This window comes from Pseudomonas sp. EL_65y_Pfl1_R83 (assembly GCF_963970695.1).
GTDB lineage: Bacteria > Pseudomonadota > Gammaproteobacteria > Pseudomonadales > Pseudomonadaceae > Aquipseudomonas > Aquipseudomonas tritici.
The window spans coordinates 60,295-76,415 of record NZ_CAXAQI010000006.1 but is presented as its reverse complement, the minus strand read 5'-3'; the positions used below and the strand labels follow the sequence as shown (position 1 = coordinate 76,415).

General features: G+C 60.2%; 21 protein-coding genes. All 21 read right to left on the bottom strand.

Features of this window, described 5'->3' with window-relative positions:
- Window positions 1-21: 21 nt before the first annotated feature.
- The 21 genes from AACY08_RS10565 to AACY08_RS10465 all read right to left on the bottom strand — a co-directional run bounded on the left by AACY08_RS10565 (window position 22) and on the right by AACY08_RS10465 (window position 16,120).
- Window positions 22-228 (bottom strand): tail protein X, encoded by a 207-nt coding sequence (locus tag AACY08_RS10565; RefSeq protein ID WP_339469375.1) that lies wholly within the window; start codon window positions 226-228, stop codon window positions 22-24.
- Window positions 203-1,048: a phage tail protein gene (locus AACY08_RS10560; protein WP_339469374.1), complete on the bottom strand. Its 846-nt coding sequence runs from the start codon at window positions 1,046-1,048 to the stop codon at window positions 203-205. Before AACY08_RS10560 ends, AACY08_RS10565 begins: the two co-directional genes overlap by 26 nt.
- A 12-nt stretch (window positions 1,049-1,060) precedes the next feature.
- A complete protein-coding gene (locus tag AACY08_RS10555) occupies window positions 1,061-3,514 on the bottom strand; it encodes a phage tail tape measure protein (RefSeq protein ID WP_339469372.1) in 2,454 nt (817 codons plus the stop codon).
- A gap of 139 nt (window positions 3,515-3,653) precedes the next feature.
- On the bottom strand, window positions 3,654-3,959 hold the full coding sequence (locus AACY08_RS10550; RefSeq protein WP_339469370.1) for a phage tail assembly protein: 306 nt from the start codon (window positions 3,957-3,959) through the stop codon (window positions 3,654-3,656).
- Between the two features lie 11 nt (window positions 3,960-3,970).
- Window positions 3,971-4,474, bottom strand: a complete 504-nt coding sequence (locus AACY08_RS10545) for a phage major tail tube protein (protein WP_339469590.1) — start codon at window positions 4,472-4,474, stop codon at window positions 3,971-3,973.
- An 18-nt stretch (window positions 4,475-4,492) separates the two neighbouring features.
- Window positions 4,493-5,656, bottom strand: a complete 1,164-nt coding sequence (locus tag AACY08_RS10540) for a phage tail sheath family protein (protein ID WP_339469368.1) — start codon at window positions 5,654-5,656, stop codon at window positions 4,493-4,495.
- Between the two features lie 99 nt (window positions 5,657-5,755).
- The gene (locus tag AACY08_RS10535) at window positions 5,756-6,163 is read right to left on the bottom strand and encodes a hypothetical protein (protein WP_339469366.1); all 408 of its coding nucleotides are present in this window, start codon (window positions 6,161-6,163) and stop codon (window positions 5,756-5,758) included.
- A 1-nt stretch (window position 6,164) separates the two neighbouring features.
- Window positions 6,165-7,745: a phage tail protein gene (locus tag AACY08_RS10530; RefSeq protein WP_339469365.1), complete on the bottom strand. Its 1,581-nt coding sequence runs from the start codon at window positions 7,743-7,745 to the stop codon at window positions 6,165-6,167.
- Window positions 7,738-8,349: a phage tail protein I gene (locus tag AACY08_RS10525; RefSeq protein ID WP_339469363.1), complete on the bottom strand. Its 612-nt coding sequence runs from the start codon at window positions 8,347-8,349 to the stop codon at window positions 7,738-7,740. The genes AACY08_RS10530 and AACY08_RS10525 overlap by 8 nt, the downstream gene beginning before the upstream one ends.
- Before the next feature lies 1 nt (window position 8,350).
- Entirely contained in the window at window positions 8,351-9,232 is an 882-nt protein-coding gene (locus AACY08_RS10520; protein ID WP_339469361.1) for a baseplate assembly protein, read from the bottom strand.
- Window positions 9,229-9,555, bottom strand: a complete 327-nt coding sequence (locus tag AACY08_RS10515; RefSeq protein ID WP_339469360.1) for a GPW/gp25 family protein — start codon at window positions 9,553-9,555, stop codon at window positions 9,229-9,231. Before AACY08_RS10515 ends, AACY08_RS10520 begins: the two co-directional genes overlap by 4 nt.
- A 5-nt stretch (window positions 9,556-9,560) precedes the next feature.
- The gene (locus tag AACY08_RS10510; protein WP_339469359.1) at window positions 9,561-9,767 is read right to left on the bottom strand and encodes a hypothetical protein; all 207 of its coding nucleotides are present in this window, start codon (window positions 9,765-9,767) and stop codon (window positions 9,561-9,563) included.
- Window positions 9,768-9,822: 55 nt separating this feature from the next.
- A complete protein-coding gene (locus AACY08_RS10505) occupies window positions 9,823-10,416 on the bottom strand; it encodes a phage baseplate assembly protein V (protein WP_122748453.1) in 594 nt (197 codons plus the stop codon).
- Window positions 10,413-10,931, bottom strand: a complete 519-nt coding sequence (locus tag AACY08_RS10500; protein WP_339469356.1) for a hypothetical protein — start codon at window positions 10,929-10,931, stop codon at window positions 10,413-10,415. The genes AACY08_RS10505 and AACY08_RS10500 overlap by 4 nt, the downstream gene beginning before the upstream one ends.
- Entirely contained in the window at window positions 10,921-11,580 is a 660-nt protein-coding gene (locus AACY08_RS10495) for a hypothetical protein (protein ID WP_339469355.1), read from the bottom strand. Before AACY08_RS10495 ends, AACY08_RS10500 begins: the two co-directional genes overlap by 11 nt.
- Window positions 11,577-11,897: a head-tail joining protein gene (locus tag AACY08_RS10490; protein ID WP_339469353.1), complete on the bottom strand. Its 321-nt coding sequence runs from the start codon at window positions 11,895-11,897 to the stop codon at window positions 11,577-11,579. Before AACY08_RS10490 ends, AACY08_RS10495 begins: the two co-directional genes overlap by 4 nt.
- A gap of 2 nt (window positions 11,898-11,899) precedes the next feature.
- Window positions 11,900-12,895: a major capsid protein gene (locus tag AACY08_RS10485; protein WP_339469352.1), complete on the bottom strand. Its 996-nt coding sequence runs from the start codon at window positions 12,893-12,895 to the stop codon at window positions 11,900-11,902.
- 63 nt (window positions 12,896-12,958) lie between these two features.
- Entirely contained in the window at window positions 12,959-13,297 is a 339-nt protein-coding gene (locus tag AACY08_RS10480; protein WP_099492165.1) for a head decoration protein, read from the bottom strand.
- Window positions 13,294-14,436, bottom strand: coding sequence for a head maturation protease, ClpP-related (locus AACY08_RS10475; RefSeq protein WP_099492166.1), 1,143 nt, complete (start codon window positions 14,434-14,436; stop codon window positions 13,294-13,296). Before AACY08_RS10475 ends, AACY08_RS10480 begins: the two co-directional genes overlap by 4 nt.
- Window positions 14,433-15,914: a phage portal protein gene (locus AACY08_RS10470; RefSeq protein ID WP_099492167.1), complete on the bottom strand. Its 1,482-nt coding sequence runs from the start codon at window positions 15,912-15,914 to the stop codon at window positions 14,433-14,435. The genes AACY08_RS10475 and AACY08_RS10470 overlap by 4 nt, the downstream gene beginning before the upstream one ends.
- Window positions 15,914-16,120 carry a phage head-tail joining protein gene (locus AACY08_RS10465; protein WP_099492168.1) on the bottom strand — a complete coding sequence of 69 codons (207 nt, stop codon included), beginning with the start codon at window positions 16,118-16,120 and terminating at the stop codon, window positions 15,914-15,916. The genes AACY08_RS10470 and AACY08_RS10465 overlap by 1 nt, the downstream gene beginning before the upstream one ends.
- Window position 16,121: the final 1 nt, after the last annotated feature.

Sequence of the window (16,121 nt, the reverse complement as noted above, 5' to 3'; positions counted from 1 at the left end):
GGAAAGGACAGCCAGGCCTGGCTAATCCCAAAGCATCACAAGTCCTTCGGTGGGTGCCGGCATGTCCGGCAGGACAATCACCACACCCGCTCGGTACGGCTGAACCTCATCGGCCAGCCCTTGATTGGCATCGAGCACTGCCTCCACCGTGCCGCTCAGATGGCCGTAGTAGTTGTGACAGATGGTGTCCAACAGATCCCCGTCAGACGTTCTGCATGTCGTCGCCATAGCGTACAAACTCCAGGGTAAAGCCTTGCTTACGTGGGATGCCGCCGCCCAGCAGCGCGCTTTGTTCTTCCTCGACACTGGTCATGCACCAGGTGCCCAACACGTCGCCGTAGCCGGTGGTCAGCGTCATGGGCTGCAACTTGCCCCCCAGGGTTCGCAGGGTGTCCAGTTGCTTGATGCCGCCCTTGAAGCCCGGGAAGATGGCGCCCTTCAACGTTAGCTTTTCGTCACCCATACCGATAACTTGCTGGGCTGGTCGACGCGTCAGGCGCTCCTGAGAGGCCCAGCGGAAAGCTGTCGAGCGCCGCAATTCATCGAAGGCCGCCGTGTCCAGGTTGAAGAAGTACGGCTGTTGTTTCGGATCACGCGGCTGCATGATCATCAGGTGTGGAAAAGGCTTCACGGCCTCCGGCGCCGGTGTGGCATCCGCAGCAAAGGCCCCAGTCGGAACAATGCCCGAAAGCGAAGGGCTGACCTTGCCGGCGATGTTGTTGATCGCCGTCGCAGCTCGCCCGGCCTGCTCGCTCAGCGCACCCAAGCGCTCATCAATCTGAGACGCCGCCCGAGTGGCTGCGCTGTACACCGAGACCACCTGGCCAACCTTCGCCTGGGCCGCAGTCACCCCACGCATAACGCGCTGAAGCTTTTCGCCAACGGCCGGCCCCACAAACGGAATGCCTTCCAACTCCGAGGCCGCGCCGCTGAGTTCACTGATCGCCCCGTCTACCGGCGCGATCATCCCATCCAGGCTACGGCGACCAGTCTCACCTGCCGCCGCAAGGGACTTAACGCTTGATTGCAGTTGCTCCATGTAGCCCATAAATCCCCCAGGTCAAAGATGCGCGTCGTCGTAGAGCTTGCGGCTTTCCAGCTGCTGAGTGATTTCGCGCTGTTGCTGTGCGATGTAAGGCTGCAATTCACGGGCGAGCTGCGCCGGATCCTTCACATCCCCCTGCACGGTCACCTGGATAGGCGCGCTGATATCAACCTTCTGCTCGATCTTCGGCGCCGGCGGTTTTGACGGTACCGCCATCAGCGAAACCGCAGCGGGTGTGCTCGATGCCGGCGGCGAAGCCAACGAGCGCACCACATCGCCCCCCACCGGCCCTGGCACCTTGACGGCTCCAGGCATCAACAGAGAGCCATCACCTTTAGGCGCGAAAGACGTCGCCATATCGCCGAGCACAGGCGGGATGTCTTTGCCGGCATTGACCATCATCAGCGGACCGGCATCGGGCATTTTCTTCAGCCCATCGTCGCCGCCGAAAAAGGACTTACCCAAATATCCGCCCAGAGCGTCGCCACCCAGGCTGCCCAGGTAGGCACCCAGCAACCCACCGACAACCGTGCCGATTATCGGTACCGCTGAGCCAATCGCCGCACCGGCCGCAGCGCCGGCCAGTGTGCCTGCCAAGCCCCCTGCCGCTTCGCCATAGCCTTCGGCCTTTTCATCACGGGTCGTGGCGTTGTCGTAGGTATCTTTGACCTTGTAACCAGCCTCAATGACAGCCAGGGCCGCAGGCAGCTTGGCGCCTTTGGGTAAGCCCAAACCGCGACCACCCGCCTTGCCACCCCTCCTACCTTTGCCGCTGCCATCTACACCACCATCCAGACCGCCCAAACCACCTGCAGGCAGATTGGTGACGATTACCTTTTGCGGGATGTTCGAATTGCCCATCAGCGAACCACGGCCGACGTTCAGCAGGCCCTTGCCGATCTTGAGCGCACTCAGCGCGGCGCCCAACGTGACTGCGCCTGCAGCAACCGCAGCAATCACCGCCGTCACCGGTTGATACTTATTGGCTAGGTCGGCCAGCGCATAGCCAACCTTCCCCAGGCCATCGGCGACCTTATCGGTCAAAGGCCGCAAACCATCTCCGAGGCTGATCATGGAGGCTTCCATGCCCGCAGTGGCCTCTGCCCATCTGCGGTTGGACGTTTCGCGGGCCTTGGCGGCGTCCGTCTCGATCTTGGTCTTGCCGTCGGTTTTCTCGATCGTGACCATGTCGGCCTTGATCTTGTCGCCGTATTTGATCTGCGCGAGCAAACCCGCACTGGCGCTCTGATCGCTGACGATGTTGGCCAGGCCCGCGGCTTCAGTCAGGGCCACCATTGCCTGCTGTTCCTCGGCGCTGCCGTCCGCCGCCGCCTTGATTTTGGCCTTGAGGGCCTCGATTTTCTTGGCCTTCGCCGGATCCTGACGTTTGATCATTTCCTGACTGAGCATGATGAAGGCGTCAACCGGGTTGGCAGCTTTGCCGCTTTTCGTCGCAGCCAGGATCGAGGCGGCCAGGTCATAACCTTCCTTGGCAAAGCGCTCCTGGCTGGTACTGCTGATCACCGCGTTCAACAGATTGTTCATGTTGGTTGCAGCGGCCGCAGCATCCTGAGTTTGCGAGTATTGCGACTGCAAACTGGCCCCCAGAAAGCGCACCGCCTCCGGGCCTTCCATGCCCAGGCGCTTGATGTTACCGAGCATGGACGGCAGATACCGAGCCATGTCCTTGGGACCGAAGGCGCCGATGTCCCCCGCTGCAGCGACCTGGCCCAGCATGCCGGCCATGTCCTCTTTCTTAACCCCGGCCTCCTTGAACGAGTTGATCAAGGTGGCAATGGTTTCGGCTTCCATGCCCTGCCCATCGATCAGATCGGCAATCTGGCCGGCATAGGCACTGGCTTCCTGCCAATCAACACCCTTTTCGATCAGGCCACCCACCGCCTTGGCGAGCAGTTGACGGCTCATGCCCTTGTCGTCCGCAATGGTCGAGACCATCGCAGTCATCTTGCCTTCGTTATCGGTGCCGGCTGTGTGCGCCCACAGCGACATCTGACGCATCTGCGCCTGGTAGTCGCCGGATATCTTGGTGGGAATAGCGACCGCCGCTGACAGCGCCGTGGCCTGACCGAGCGAACTTTTTAGCCCGTCCTTACCCTGCTTGATTTGAGTGTGACCGAGCGCCTTAAGCTCAGCCCCACGGGCTACTTGGCCCAGCTTCTGGTACTCGTTACGCAACTTTCCGACCTCGACGCCCTGATCTTTGAGGGTTCTGAGGTTGGTCTCCAACTTTTTCAGCAGGCCATCTGCAGAGGCAGAGCCGGTGTCATGGGCTTTTTTCCACTCATCACGCAGGCGGATGGTGTCGCCAATGGTGCTTTGAAGTACCCGGGCCTTGGTGCCCTGGTCACTGAGTTTCTTGATGCGCCCTTCAACATCCTTGAAGGCAGCGCCGACGGTCGAACTGATAGCACCGCCGATGACGACGCCAAGCGCCAGGTTGTTCGCCATGGGTCACTCCGAAAAGGTCCAGGCGGCTCACTCCTTGAGCCACCAGATCATCGTTGAGAAAGACATAGACTCGATCTCGCTGGCCGAGAAAGACATTTCCCGGGCCAGCCGCTGAGCCAGCTTCCTCTGTATTTCTTCGTTAAACCCGGTCTTCGCGCACCAGGCGAAAATAGGCGGCCTGCAGGCGCTTGTAATCACGCACGCTCAGTTCCCCCAGATCGTTTTGGCCTGCATCCGTCAGGCTAGCGAACAGGATCATTTCGCTTTGCTCCTCATCGTCCGGGGCGGCTTTGGTCGCGGCACGAACCTCGCGAACGGTTGGGGAACGCATGGTCAGCTGATCAGTTTGGATCTGATTGACCTTGACGACTTTGGACAGTTTGATGGTTGCCGAGTCAGCGGTGATCGTCAGCCATTCCGGGATTTTGTTGATGTCTTGAGGCATGGGTATTTTCCTTAAAGGCCGAGGTCGCGGCGAACAGCTGCCAGTTGGTCAACGCCGTTGATAACGCGAACCGCGTTAACAGGATCGATTTCAAACATACGCACGCCAGCAACTTCCAGCTTGTAGTAACTGACGCTGACGGCGTACTTGAATTCAGCGTCGCCGCCTGGCTTCCACTCGCCCGGGTCCAACTCCGAGACCATGCCGCGAATGGTAGCAACCACCGCCGTGGTGGCCCCCTTCTGTCCCTTGAAGGAGCCACGGAATACGGCGTTGAACGCCGTCTGATCCGCCAGGCCGAAAAACTTCATCGACTCACGGCGCACGCCCTTGGTGCTGAAAGACGCCTCGAGCTTTTCCATGCCCTGGTCCATATCGATGGGGGCATCCATGCCACCGCCCTGGTACTCGCCGGTTTTGATCTTCAGCTTGGGCAAGCTCAAAGTGGGCACGTCACCGGCGAAGCTCATACCGTCGACAAACATGTTCATCATGAACAGCGTTTGGGGAATCATGGACATTGCGAAGCCTCCTTAGGCTTTGGTTTCGATGACTTCGGTGATCCACTGATTCGTGACTTCAACGAGGAAAGTGGGGTTCTCAGCCGGCGGCACGTCCGTGAAACGGATGCGCCAGTAGACTTTGCCCTGCTCCAGCTGACTGGCAGTGTTCAGCTCGTCGTCCGGGAACACTTCGAAGTTGATCACCGCGCCCTGCTTTTTCAGGTCGCGCATGAAGTTCTCCAGGCCTTCGGTCACATCGCTGACGTAGGTCTTGGTGATCGAGCGGTCAACCGCCCACTTGTGCCCGTAAAGGATCGCGTCCATGACGATGTCCTGGGTGCGCACACGCGTCACGAAGGCCCACTTTGGATCGCTGGAACAGGTGCGGTTGCCCCACAGGCGGTATCCATCGTCGCGGATGATCGTGGTGATGTTTGCGTTGTTGAGCAGATTGGCCCGACACGTTGCGTCACCGTCCAAAAACTCAATCGGGCGCGTGGTACCGGTGATGCCGACAAACTCCTTGTTCGACGGCGAGGCCCAGAAGCCGTATTCGTTATCGGTCCAGGCAAACAGACCCGCCACCCAGGCCGAGGCCGGCGCATCAACGGTTTCGCTTAGGACGGTGTCCCAGGTCTGGACACCCGGATCGACCAGAAAAACGCGCTTACTGCCGAAGTTTTCAGCGTAGGCAATGGCCGCCTCATCGGTAGTATTTGGGCCGTCGACGATGGTGATACCACGCAACTTGCCAGCGAGTGCATCGAGCGACGTGGCCACGGCTTGGGTCGCGCTATGGCCTGGGGCAATCAACAAACGTGGCTGAGCATTGAAACGGCTCTTTCCGTCCAACAGCGCCTGCATGCCGGTGCGTTGGCCGTCCGCCAGAACACCGCCGATGATGGCCGAGGTCTGCAAGGCTGGGGTCGCCAGCTTCTCGACGCCGCACGCCACGATCACCGCCTTGGCACGCATGTAGATCGCCTTGATGGATTTGGTGATCGCCGCGTCTTCGCCCCAGGCCGCCACCGCTTCGCTTTCGCGAGTAATCAGCAGTACCTGGTTAGGCTTGGCTGTCACCTTCGGCCCAGGGGTGAAGGTGTCGCACAGACCGATAATCGAGGACGACGGCAGCGAGATAGTACGGGCGCCGGTGTCCACGTTGGTGACGGTCACACCGTGAAAGAAACTCATAGGGCAATCTCCAGAAACGAAAAAGCCCCGCATAAGCGAGGCTGTGGGATGTTCGTGTTACGTGTAACGGAAAAGAAAACGCCCCGTCAGTGCGGGGCGTTATTGCGGCTCAACCATATCAGGATCAGGCGGCGCCCAGGGATAGAGGTATTGAATAGCCTCGAAACGAGCGACGCCAGCAGCGCGCACCCCCTCCCATCCATCTTCCCCCATCACCTGCATACGCTGTGCCTCAGCGAAGTAACGATCAGATCCGGTCAGAGGATCAGCGTAAGCGCGTAGCCTCAGCGCTTCGACCTGCTCGCGAGTAACTGGCAGAGGCTCAGGTGCTGCCGATGAAACTTTGCCCTTTTCGTCAATTCGCCAAATCAAATCAGGCCCCTGAAGAATCCCGTTTGCCACAGCATCGTTAAGTTTGACGGCGCTCGGCGGGATCGAGTGAACCCCAGAAATAAGCAGCCGCTGAAATAGGCCGTCACCATCAAAAACCCCAAACATTCCAGACATATCAGCGCCCCAATGCAAACCAGAAAAAGTTATAAGTCCCGCCGGCAGTCCAGCTAAGAATCATTGCGTTGGTGGTCAAAGACTGGACGTTGGCAGCAACAGTGCTTGGGCTACCACCCACGATTGAGTTGGGGACCGCCCACGCAATAAGCGCCTCAACCGGGAAAGGCATGGCGAAAGGCGACGACGCGCCAGACGTAAACGCCTTGTTCCCCCACTGCCAGACCAAACCGCCCATCCAGCTCGGGAAACAGATGTACCCATTGACCCCCAGCGAAACACGGAAGCCCGCACGGAGCTTTTTCGGGGTGACAATCGTTGCATCGTCAACGCCCAAATCAACCTGGGATTGCGTGGCCACCTTCGCGGTGCCCTGGTTATTTTCGGTCGCCTGCGCTGCCAACGCAGCGAGCGCGGCAATATCAATGTTTCCCTGATTAATCGGTGCGTTCCACGCCTTGATGCACCACATTACGGCCAAGCTACGCGAGCGGGTCTCCGAGCCAATACGAGGCACGCCGTTCACGCCATCACTTACGAAAGCGCCCGTTAAGTTACGGGGTCTTGTGCTCGGAGTGACTGAGCCCATCGGCGGGCCCCACGCTGGATCACCAGCGCCGCCATCATCGTTACCCCAGGATGTGCTGGCCTTACCCCGCATCGACTCCATGCGGAAGCCTTGCAGGCTATCGAGCTGCATGGAGCCAATTGCGCGCCCGGCATCCACCCCGCGACCATGGTCCCAGCCCCGAAGGAACTCACCTCGCGACTCTGGCAGGCGGAAGTTACCGGCGCCCTCATCCCCCTTGTTGAACACACCGCCCAGGAACGTGGCCAGGTCAGGATAAGCCGCTGCACTCTTAACGCTGCCGTCCAGCTCCAGAAAGCCCGGGGCGACCTTGTTCACGGGAAACCCGATCATCGAGCCGACCGGAAGCGCCGAAGCCTGGGCGATCATCGCGGTGATTTGATCCTTGGTGTATGTGTCCGTGATCCCATAACCCGCCAGTGTGGTCGGGTTCGAACCCGACACGAACACGCCACGATCATTGACCGTGACCTTTGTGTAGGTGCCAGCTGGCTTGTTCGTCGGCAGAAGCCCGTTAACCGCTTCATCGACATACTGCCGCGTTGCCAGGACTACCGAGGGGTCGATTTTCAACTGAATGTTCGAGGTGCCGCTGGTGATGATGTGCATCCGCACCACCTGGTTACGCCCCGAGCCTTGGGCGAGTAGCGGCTTGTAGCTCGGCGGCACATTGGCGACCGCACTAAACACGCCGTCCTTGTCTTCCAGGGCCAACTCGCGAATATGCCAGCCGCCCACGTCAGGCGGTAACACTACCTCAGCAATCAGAACATTGGCGTCAGTGGGTGAAACCCGCAGCTGATTGAGCTGCGCCCGGTAGACCTGATTGATCAGCTTGGTTTGCGTCGGGCTGGGCACGGGATCGGCGCCGTTCGCGTCACCGATCAACATGTAGCGCGGCTCCCACGGAACGCCGAGGGCATCGCAGTTGGTTTTCTTGGCGGCCCCCAGCGTGGTGATCATGCCGCCGAAAATAGAGTTCTTATCAACCATGTGGGTACACATCCAGTTCGTCTAGGGTGTATTCGCTAACGCCCGTATAGCCCTGAATCACTACGTCGATATCGGGGTTAGTCCAGGGGTAAACGTCGATCTCGTCGCCGTCATAAACAGCGAAGCCGGTATAGACGTCCAAGCGCGTTTCAAGCGTAATGTCGAGCCCGGTCATATGCCGGCTCACGGGCTTGGCGTCGTCAATCAGGCGCTCAAGCTCGCTAAACATTTCTTCGGTGATACCCGTGTCTAGTACGCCGACCCTTAGGGCGAAGGTCGCCGGCGGGCCTTCGGGCACCGTCTGCCACCACTCGATCACCTCCAGCAGGTAGCCAAGCGGCTCCACCACGCGGCGCAGTGCGCCAATGGTTCCTTTGCGAGAGTGGATGTAAAACGATGCCCGTATGGCGTTTCGCTTGGCCGCCTCCGTCCAGCGGTCGTCCCAGCGATCGACAGACCAGGCCCACGCAAGGTGGGGGAGCAAATGAACGGGGCACGTCGTAGGGTTATAGAGAGAGCGCAGCGGGATCACGGTTCGATCCGCGCTCGCCGCCTCAATCGCACGCTCCAACTGGGTGCTATTGATCGGCAGTAGGCTTTTCATGTCACTCCCCCAGCTTGACGCTGTAGTCAGTGCAGAACGCCGCCTGCGCCTCTGTAGGGGCCAGGTCCTTCCACCCGGTCAACTCGACGCGCGAAACCCCTGGTACGTGCAGTTGCGCATCCACAGCGGAACGCGCCACCTCAACCCCCAGGCGTCTGCGCGGGTTGATCCAGGCAGCGAGACGCCTTTCCGCTTCGGCCAGCGCGACAGCGCTTTCAGGGCCCGGGCCTTTCATGTGCAGCACCGCGTCAATGCGATATGGCAGCACCTGGGCGCTTTGCACCGTCACCCGGTCGCCCAAGGGTCGAACGTTTTCGTCATTGAGCGCACGGGCTACCACGGCCAATAACTCAGGGCCTACCGCTCCATCCCCCTCCAGCCCCAGCACCGTTACCGTAACGCACGCCGGCGACGGGCTTTCCGCCGACGCATCCGCCACCAGGGCAGACGCATTGCGGGCATGCAGTTTGTAGCTGTTGCGCGGCCCCGCCGTGGTCAGACCTTCATAGGCCAGCTGGATCCGCTCGCGGTAGGCATCGTCGCCTTCCGTAATCCGCTCCACCGGCGGCACTGCGCGAAGGTCTTCTGCTTGAATCACCAGGCGCGGCGTGTTGACGTTCGCCCCCAACTGATCGAGGTCGCCACGAATCGCATGGGCCAGCATCAATGCCTTGGCGGCGTCGTTTACCCGAGCGCGATCACCGATACGCGCATAAGCAGCGGCCTCCAGCAGCTTGACCACAGGATCACTCTCAAGCGGCGCACTCCAGTTGTCGCCCATGAAGTCACGAAAGACACCGAGCGATTCCGTGTAGACCTCTTCAAAATCCAGGGGCTCAAGCACGTCCGGTGCCGGTAACTCCGACAGGTCAACGATACTCATACACTTACCTCCAGAAATACGCTTTCGCCCAGGTAAACACCGGTGACTTGGATCTTGATCAGGCCGCCCAGGACAGAAACGGCCTGCACGCGCTCCAGCTTCAGACGGGGTTCCCAGCGGCTTAACGCCCTGCTCGCCTCGGCTTGAACAGCCCCTTTCCAGCCCTCGTTAACCGGCAAGTCCACGTAGCGACGCAACTTGCTGCCGTACTCCGGCCGCTGCCGGCGACTGCCCAGCGGAGTGGTCAAAATGTCCCCGATGCATTGCCGCAAATGCGCAAGGCCCGAAATGGGCTGGCCGGTGTGGCGGTCCATTCCGATCATCTAGGTCACTCCTGCAGCAGCTCGAATTCCTCATTGGATTTGAGGTAATCCAGCGCTTCCGCGTCAGTTCCCGGCACCGACACACGCTGCTTGAGGACCGCCAGAGCGCGGCCACTGTCGGGCAGAATCAGGGTGCGCGAGGTGTAGAGCTTGTCGCGAAACGTTGAGCCAGACCCAGCGCCGGCAACGGGTGTTTCAAAAGTCTTGGCCATGGTTTCCCCCGGGCACAAAAAAGCCCGCACGCGGCGGGTCTGTGAAATTGAACGACTAGTGTTTGTGATTCGCGCTGTTGCCGCCGGCGTCGATGATCTTGCCGGCACTGGTGATGTCTTTCACCGCATGCAAGGCGCCCTGGACCGCTACGTTTTTCGTGACGGACAAAGAACCTTCAATGGCAACGTCTGCAATCAACTTGACGTTGGCCGTCGTGACCGTCACCGCGTTATCCGTAACAACCGCCTCGGTCGCACCTACTTTGATGGTCACCGTGCCCGTGGGCAACGTGATGGTGTAGCTCCTGGCCTTCCAGTCGTAGACCAGTGAGCCGCCATCATCGAACCGCCACACCTCGACATGATCACGATTATCCGGTGGGGCACCGGCGCCGCCATACAGCCCAGGTACAAACGTGCCCATTCCTGCCTGGCCGCTGGGGTTGATCAAAACCCCCTGCTCGCCCAGGCTCGGCGCACGCCAGTGTCGAGCCTTCCCTGCCGCCTGGCTGTGCCAGCGCACCCAGGCACTCACCCACTCACCCGACTTGACCCGCACGGCCGGGGCCATCAAATCTACCCCGACCACCACACACGGCATCAACATGGCCGCGATCATCCGGTCATGCTCGCCCGTCTGATAACTCATGGCGCGCCCCCTGGACTGTCAATGTCCGGGTACGCTTCAAGGTTCAGTCTAAGCATGCTGGGCTTCTCTTCAGGGAAAGGCCAAACCTCAACCCCCAAATAGACCTGCTGAGTCCACTCGACGACCCACACGACATACCCATCCAGCTCAGGCTTGGTCCAATCCTGGGTGGCACGCTCAAACTGGGCAACGTTGACGTCAAGCCCCCAGCTTTGCTGTCGGAGCAGCACCGCCAGCTGCGACGCCAGGTGCACCGCTTGCTCGTGGTGATTGGCCTTGATCGGATCAACAATGATCCGGGCTTCAAACTTACAGACCAGGCTGGTCTCGCCGGTACCGACATCGATGCCCGGCTCGAATTCGGCCATTTCGAGGAACACAGACGGCAGTGGGATGCCTTGGTTTTCCGGAATATCAGGCCAAAACACTACCGCCTGAATACCGGACAAGTGCTCCATCAGGTGCTGCTCGATAGCCTGGTACAGCTGGCTCAGGCTAAACGGCTCATCGGACATTGGCGCTCCCCTTCAGATACTTCTGCAGTTCGTAATTCAGCTCTTGCTCGAGGACCACCAGCAACTGCTCATCAGCGCGCTTGATCCAGGCATCGAAGTGCGGACGCGCCTGCTCCAGCGATACCTTGGCTTTCGCCAGCGGAAAGCGGTTATCGCTTTCCTCAACAAAACCACTGCGCCGCCGCCCTTGAGTTGCCTCGGGATAGTCATCGCTATTGAAGTGCTTGCTGGCAGTACGAATCCAGATATCGGCGCTGTTGCCGTACACCTGTTTGTAAAATGCGCCCTGATAGCGACGCCCCGCCACCGAAACACCTTTGCCGGTCTGACGTGCCCGACCGATGCGGCTGGCCTCGATCGCATTGAGGCCGAACCACAGCTTGCCGCGCATGGCGCCACCACTGGTGGGATACGCGCGCAAACGCTGCCGGACGGCACCAATGGCTATGCGCTCTTGTTTACCCACCGCTCTGGCGATGTGCGTTCGCAGCCACCCCAGGGTTTTGTTGATCGCTCGCCGTTGTGCCGCCGCCGCAGCTTTTGGCACAAGTCGGGCGAAGTTCTGAAAGATCTTTAGATCCGCCAGTGGTGGCTGGATGTTGATCAAGCCACCGTCGTGTTTCTGCTGGGCGTAGCTGCCTAAACTCATGCGCGTTTCCTCAAGATCAAGGCCACCAGACCGTCGCCGCTGGGCTCCAGCTGCAGCAGGTCGTATTCGCCGCCGCCATCCAATGCCGGCACATCGACGGTGACCCGCAGTCCCTTGCTCAGGCCATCAGAATCACGCACGCGAATTTCAAAGCGAGGCTCGCGGATGGCGGTTTGGGTCTTGCCAAACTGCGGCGCCTTCCATGGCGCCATGAACATGCCCAGCACCGGCTCGGCGCGACCTTCGATCTGGGCAGAATCGCCCAGCGTTTCGAACACCACGTCGTCGATGTCGTCGATCAGATCGCGGAAGGCCACGGTCACATTTCCAGCAGGATCTGCGCCAGAGGCCGCGTGCACATGTGCAGCGGGTTGGACTGGGCTTCACCGGCCATGCCTTTGTTGAAGGGCAGCGGTTCGATCTTGCTGTAGTACGGAACACCTTCGGTGTTGACCGTCTCCATGTAGTCGGCCGGTGCAAATACCGAGATGTACAAGTCCGGCACGCCTTCAGGGATCAACAGCGCTTTGTCATCATGCACAAACGTCATACCGGCGATCTTGCCGCGATAGCGCTCCCAGGTGATGCCGCCGTAGTCGAAGCTTTCACGAGCGTCACCGCGAAGAGCAGCTGCTTGCTGGGTATTGAGGTAAGTTTTTTTCACCTCCTCAATTTCCAGAAGGGCGTTCCAGAAGTTCTTGCCGCAGAAAGCACGTGACCCACTGCGGGTCACGCTGCCCAATGCTTCCTCCTGCATATCCAGTGCCTCACCACACTGCACACGGAACGACTTCGTTTCGCCGGCCAGGCCCATCGACAACGACTTTCGCTTCACGCCAAAACGGTCATACAAATCGAGCAGCACCGTCTTGCCATCGGCATCGTAGATTTTGCCGTTCAGCGCGCCGAGGCGCTGGAATTCGTGAGTAACGTCCAACTGCCGGCGTGCCTTGGCCAGTCGCTTGTTGACCACGTCCTGCACCGACTGAAGCTCGGAACGCGTACCGAAGGCACGAATGCCTTGGATCTCATCGGCTTTGATGGTGAAGCGTTGTGGCAGATGCACGGTGTTGAACGGGATCAGTTGACGCTTGGTACCGCCGACCACCAGGCCAGACGTGCCCCGTTCACCCGCCGGCACCAAGGCCAAAGTGTCACCGTCCTTTTCGATCTGTACCGTGAGGGTTGTAATCCCCTCCTCTTGGAACAAACCCAGGCTGCCGATGCGCCCGGGCACGTATTCCTGTTCGTTGATTGCGGCGGTCAACGAAGACACCGAAAAAGCATCGTCGTTGAAGATTTGAATGTCAGCCATGAACCGGTCTCCAGAAAACAAAAAACCCGCAAAGTGCGGGCTGAAAGATTTAGGCAAATCGCCTTAGCGGATGATCACGTCTCGAGCGTTCAGCGCCTTCTCAGCAGCCGGATCCAGGCCGGTCAAATGCGCTTCGCTGACCTCAGCCAGACGCACCACCGCACGCCCACGGCGGACTACATCCGACATGCTCAGTGGTCCAAAGAGGATCGCCTGGGCGTTCTCGCTTCCGTCTTCAGCTGTCGGGTTATATGGCGCGAACTCACCAGTGGCGGTGACCAAACCGAGGATCTGTCCAGGTTCTAACGCAGGGCCAGCAGCGACGTTGATCGCTTCGCGGGAAATGGTGCCAGCTCCTTCGGACAGCAAGAATTCACCCGCGTGCATCGATTCAGTTTTCATGGTCTTGCTCCTTTCGAGTTGCCGTTCTGCGCCGCCTGACGGGAAGCCCAGATTGATTGAGGGTCGGCCTGCTTAGCCAGGACCTTGGGGGCCGGGTCGTTGTCCAGCGGCAGACTGTTGTTGATTTCAAATCCGCCGCCACTGCCCACCAGTTTGTCGAACAGTCGCGCCCTGACTGCGGCTTCGTCCAGGCCGGCCGCAATGAATTCACCGGTCAGCTCTGGCAGTCGTGCGGCAACGCACAAACCGTGCAGTGCTTTGGCCTTGGTCAACGCCGCCTGGATCACAGCTTCGCTTTCGAGCTTGGTAGATGCCAGCAGTGGTTCCACGAGGTTGCTGATGCCTGCAGCAGCGCAACCTTGCGTGACCATCAGCGCCAGTTTTGCCGCGTCCACCAAGGGAGCCGGCGCCGGTGGATCGTTTGGCTCTGGCAGTTCCACCTCTGGATCTTCATCGAGCTGGGCGAGCAACTCAGGAGGGGCATGCTGGAAACGCTGCAGCACACTGCCCTGGCCGAGACAGGCACTAACCTTGAGGCCATCGCCTACTTCGTCCGCCAGACCCAGTGCCACTGCTTCGTTGGCCGTGAGCCAGGTCTCAGCATTAACCATGCGCCGCAGCTCGGCCTCGTCGATGTCCGGTGCCTTGGCTTTGTAAGCCGCGATGATCGCTTCCAGGGTCTGGTCCAGCACATCGGCAACGCGCCGGAAGTCCTCCGCATCGCCACCGGTGAAGGTGTAGGGGTTGTGGATCATCAACATCGCATTGGAAGCGATCACCACCCGGTGAGCACCGCACACCGCGACACTGGCCGCACTGGCAGCCAGCGCATCAACGCGGCCGGTGCAACGCTCACCCAAGCGCGATAGCGCGTTGTGGATTGCCAGGCCGTCGAACAAATCACCACCGATGCTGTTGAACGCAACAATCACTGGCGAAACGCCGTCATCAATAGCGCGCAGAGCTTGTACGAACTGATTGGCGGTGACGCCCCAGGCGCCGATCTCGCCGTAGACGAAGATCTCGATATTGCGCTGCTCGGCTTCGCCGCTGGCCTGGAGCGTGTACCAGCTTTTGTCCGCGACGGTTACCTGCTTGCCCGCCTTGTCATAAACACGGGGTTTCGTTTTTTTGCTCATGGTTGTTCCTTGTCATCGATCGTCTCGATGGCTTCAAGAGTGCTGTAATTGAGGCCGAGGCCCGCGGCTCTGGCGAGATCGGCGGCGTTTTCCGTGTCGACCGTTTCCGCGTCGTAACCGGTGCGCAATACCATCTCGCTGCGAGAGGCAAAGCCCGCCCGAACCTCCATCTGTCGCGCCTGCACGTCCTGCACCGGCTGGATGTAGGCCCAGCCCTGCGGCACCCAACGCGTGCGCAGGTATTCGCGTCTACGTTGTGCGTAGTCCTCCAGCACCAGGGCACCGGACAGGACCGCCATGTCCATCCAGGCAGCACGCACCGGGCGACACAGTTGATGCACGTAAACGCCAAATTGCAGCTGCTCCAGGCGTCGGCGAAACTCGTTGAGCACCACCCGCAGCGCCCGGTCGTTAACCTCGCGCATGTCGCCGGTGAGGATCTCGTAAGGCGTGCCCGAACCCGCCGCTGCAGCCATCAGTTGCTGACGCATGAAGTCGGGATAGTTGTTGCCGGCATCCGGTGGTTTGGAGAACTCCACCTCTTCACCTGGCCCCAGCTCCTGCATGGTGCCGGGCTCCAAGGCGACCATCGGCGTGAAGCCGTCGCGGTCGGTGGTCAGCAACTGCCCCGTAATCGGATCCCGGGGTTGCGGCCCAGCTTCCGGAGCTGGCCGTTTGATGAAGCCGGCAAACAGGTTCGCCACCTCCTGACGGAACAGCACCGCATCGTCGTAGTTGTCCAGACTGCGCAGCCGTTTCAGCACCGGCGCCAAGCGAGGTACGCCACGCAGTTGCCCCGGCTCCATCGGCTCGAAAATATGCAGCACCTGCGCAGCTGGCACACGCACCAGCTGGTTGTAACCAGCGTTCAACGACGATGAGTCGCGGGGATGCGATAGGTACATCCAATACGCCACGCGCTTGCCGGCCGGGTTGAACTCGATTCCGGCGCGAATCACGTTTCCGTTTTTGGCCATCTCGAATTTATCGTGCGGGACAAATTCAGGTGCCAACGCCTGCAGCTGTAGCGGCACAGCCAAACCTTCACTCGGGCTACGCGGCCGCAGCCGCACAAAGCATTCACCGGCCGTCTCTACAGTGCGGGCCACCAAGGCCTGCATGCCATAGAAGTCCGTCAGCTCATCGGCGTCCGCTTCATCCACCCAGTCATCCCACAGCTGCTGCTTGAGCTTGCGCAGCTCGGCGTCGTCCGTGGTCGGCCTTGGCGTGATGCCGGTGCCGATCAGATTGCTGACGCGTTTATCAATGACGTTGAACGCGTACGGATCATTGCGCACGGCCGCCCGCGAACGCGCGCGCAGGTTGCGCAGGGCCGGGGTATTGATGCTATTGATGCCGTTGTCGGAGGCTTCCCAACTGGCCGAACGTCGGCCCTCTCCGGCGCCTTCGTAACTGGCCTTGATGTTCGACGGCAGCAAGAATCCGTTACGGGTCAGCGTCGGATAGTGTCGAGCCATTAGAGTCCTTTGCCTCCGTGGGTAAGCCGCACCACGCGAGAGCGCGGCCCGGCGGCGTTGGTCAGCGACGTGCGGATCTCGTCGCGGGCCTTGAGCAGTTCGTCGATGGAGCGGTACTCCACCGTGCGGTCGCTGTAGCGCACGGTCTTTTCACCGCGCGCGATGGCGCGCTCGATGGCTTCGAGGTGCTTCGGGGCAAATGACATA

Bases quoted from the DNA above. Each gene is read 5' to 3' on its own strand.
- AACY08_RS10565 (WP_339469375.1), bottom strand. From the start codon at position 228: ATGGCGACGACATGCAGAACGTCTGACGGGGATCTGTTGGACACCATC.
- AACY08_RS10560 (WP_339469374.1), bottom strand. From the start codon at position 1,048: ATGGGCTACATGGAGCAACTGCAATCAAGCGTTAAGTCCCTTGCGGCG.
- AACY08_RS10555 (WP_339469372.1), bottom strand. From the start codon at position 3,514: ATGGCGAACAACCTGGCGCTTGGCGTCGTCATCGGCGGTGCTATCAGT.
- AACY08_RS10550 (WP_339469370.1), bottom strand. From the start codon at position 3,959: ATGCCTCAAGACATCAACAAAATCCCGGAATGGCTGACGATCACCGCT.
- AACY08_RS10545 (WP_339469590.1), bottom strand. From the start codon at position 4,474: ATGATTCCCCAAACGCTGTTCATGATGAACATGTTTGTCGACGGTATG.
- AACY08_RS10540 (WP_339469368.1), bottom strand. From the start codon at position 5,656: ATGAGTTTCTTTCACGGTGTGACCGTCACCAACGTGGACACCGGCGCC.
- AACY08_RS10535 (WP_339469366.1), bottom strand. From the start codon at position 6,163: ATGTCTGGAATGTTTGGGGTTTTTGATGGTGACGGCCTATTTCAGCGG.
- AACY08_RS10530 (WP_339469365.1), bottom strand. From the start codon at position 7,745: ATGGTTGATAAGAACTCTATTTTCGGCGGCATGATCACCACGCTGGGG.
- AACY08_RS10525 (WP_339469363.1), bottom strand. From the start codon at position 8,349: ATGAAAAGCCTACTGCCGATCAATAGCACCCAGTTGGAGCGTGCGATT.
- AACY08_RS10520 (WP_339469361.1), bottom strand. From the start codon at position 9,232: ATGAGTATCGTTGACCTGTCGGAGTTACCGGCACCGGACGTGCTTGAG.
- AACY08_RS10515 (WP_339469360.1), bottom strand. From the start codon at position 9,555: ATGATCGGAATGGACCGCCACACCGGCCAGCCCATTTCGGGCCTTGCG.
- AACY08_RS10510 (WP_339469359.1), bottom strand. From the start codon at position 9,767: ATGGCCAAGACTTTTGAAACACCCGTTGCCGGCGCTGGGTCTGGCTCA.
- AACY08_RS10505 (WP_122748453.1), bottom strand. From the start codon at position 10,416: ATGAGTTATCAGACGGGCGAGCATGACCGGATGATCGCGGCCATGTTG.
- AACY08_RS10500 (WP_339469356.1), bottom strand. From the start codon at position 10,931: ATGTCCGATGAGCCGTTTAGCCTGAGCCAGCTGTACCAGGCTATCGAG.
- AACY08_RS10495 (WP_339469355.1), bottom strand. From the start codon at position 11,580: ATGAGTTTAGGCAGCTACGCCCAGCAGAAACACGACGGTGGCTTGATC.
- AACY08_RS10485 (WP_339469352.1), bottom strand. From the start codon at position 12,895: ATGGCTGACATTCAAATCTTCAACGACGATGCTTTTTCGGTGTCTTCG.
- AACY08_RS10480 (WP_099492165.1), bottom strand. From the start codon at position 13,297: ATGAAAACTGAATCGATGCACGCGGGTGAATTCTTGCTGTCCGAAGGA.
- AACY08_RS10475 (WP_099492166.1), bottom strand. From the start codon at position 14,436: ATGAGCAAAAAAACGAAACCCCGTGTTTATGACAAGGCGGGCAAGCAG.
- AACY08_RS10470 (WP_099492167.1), bottom strand. From the start codon at position 15,914: ATGGCTCGACACTATCCGACGCTGACCCGTAACGGATTCTTGCTGCCG.
- AACY08_RS10465 (WP_099492168.1), bottom strand. From the start codon at position 16,120: ATGTCATTTGCCCCGAAGCACCTCGAAGCCATCGAGCGCGCCATCGCG.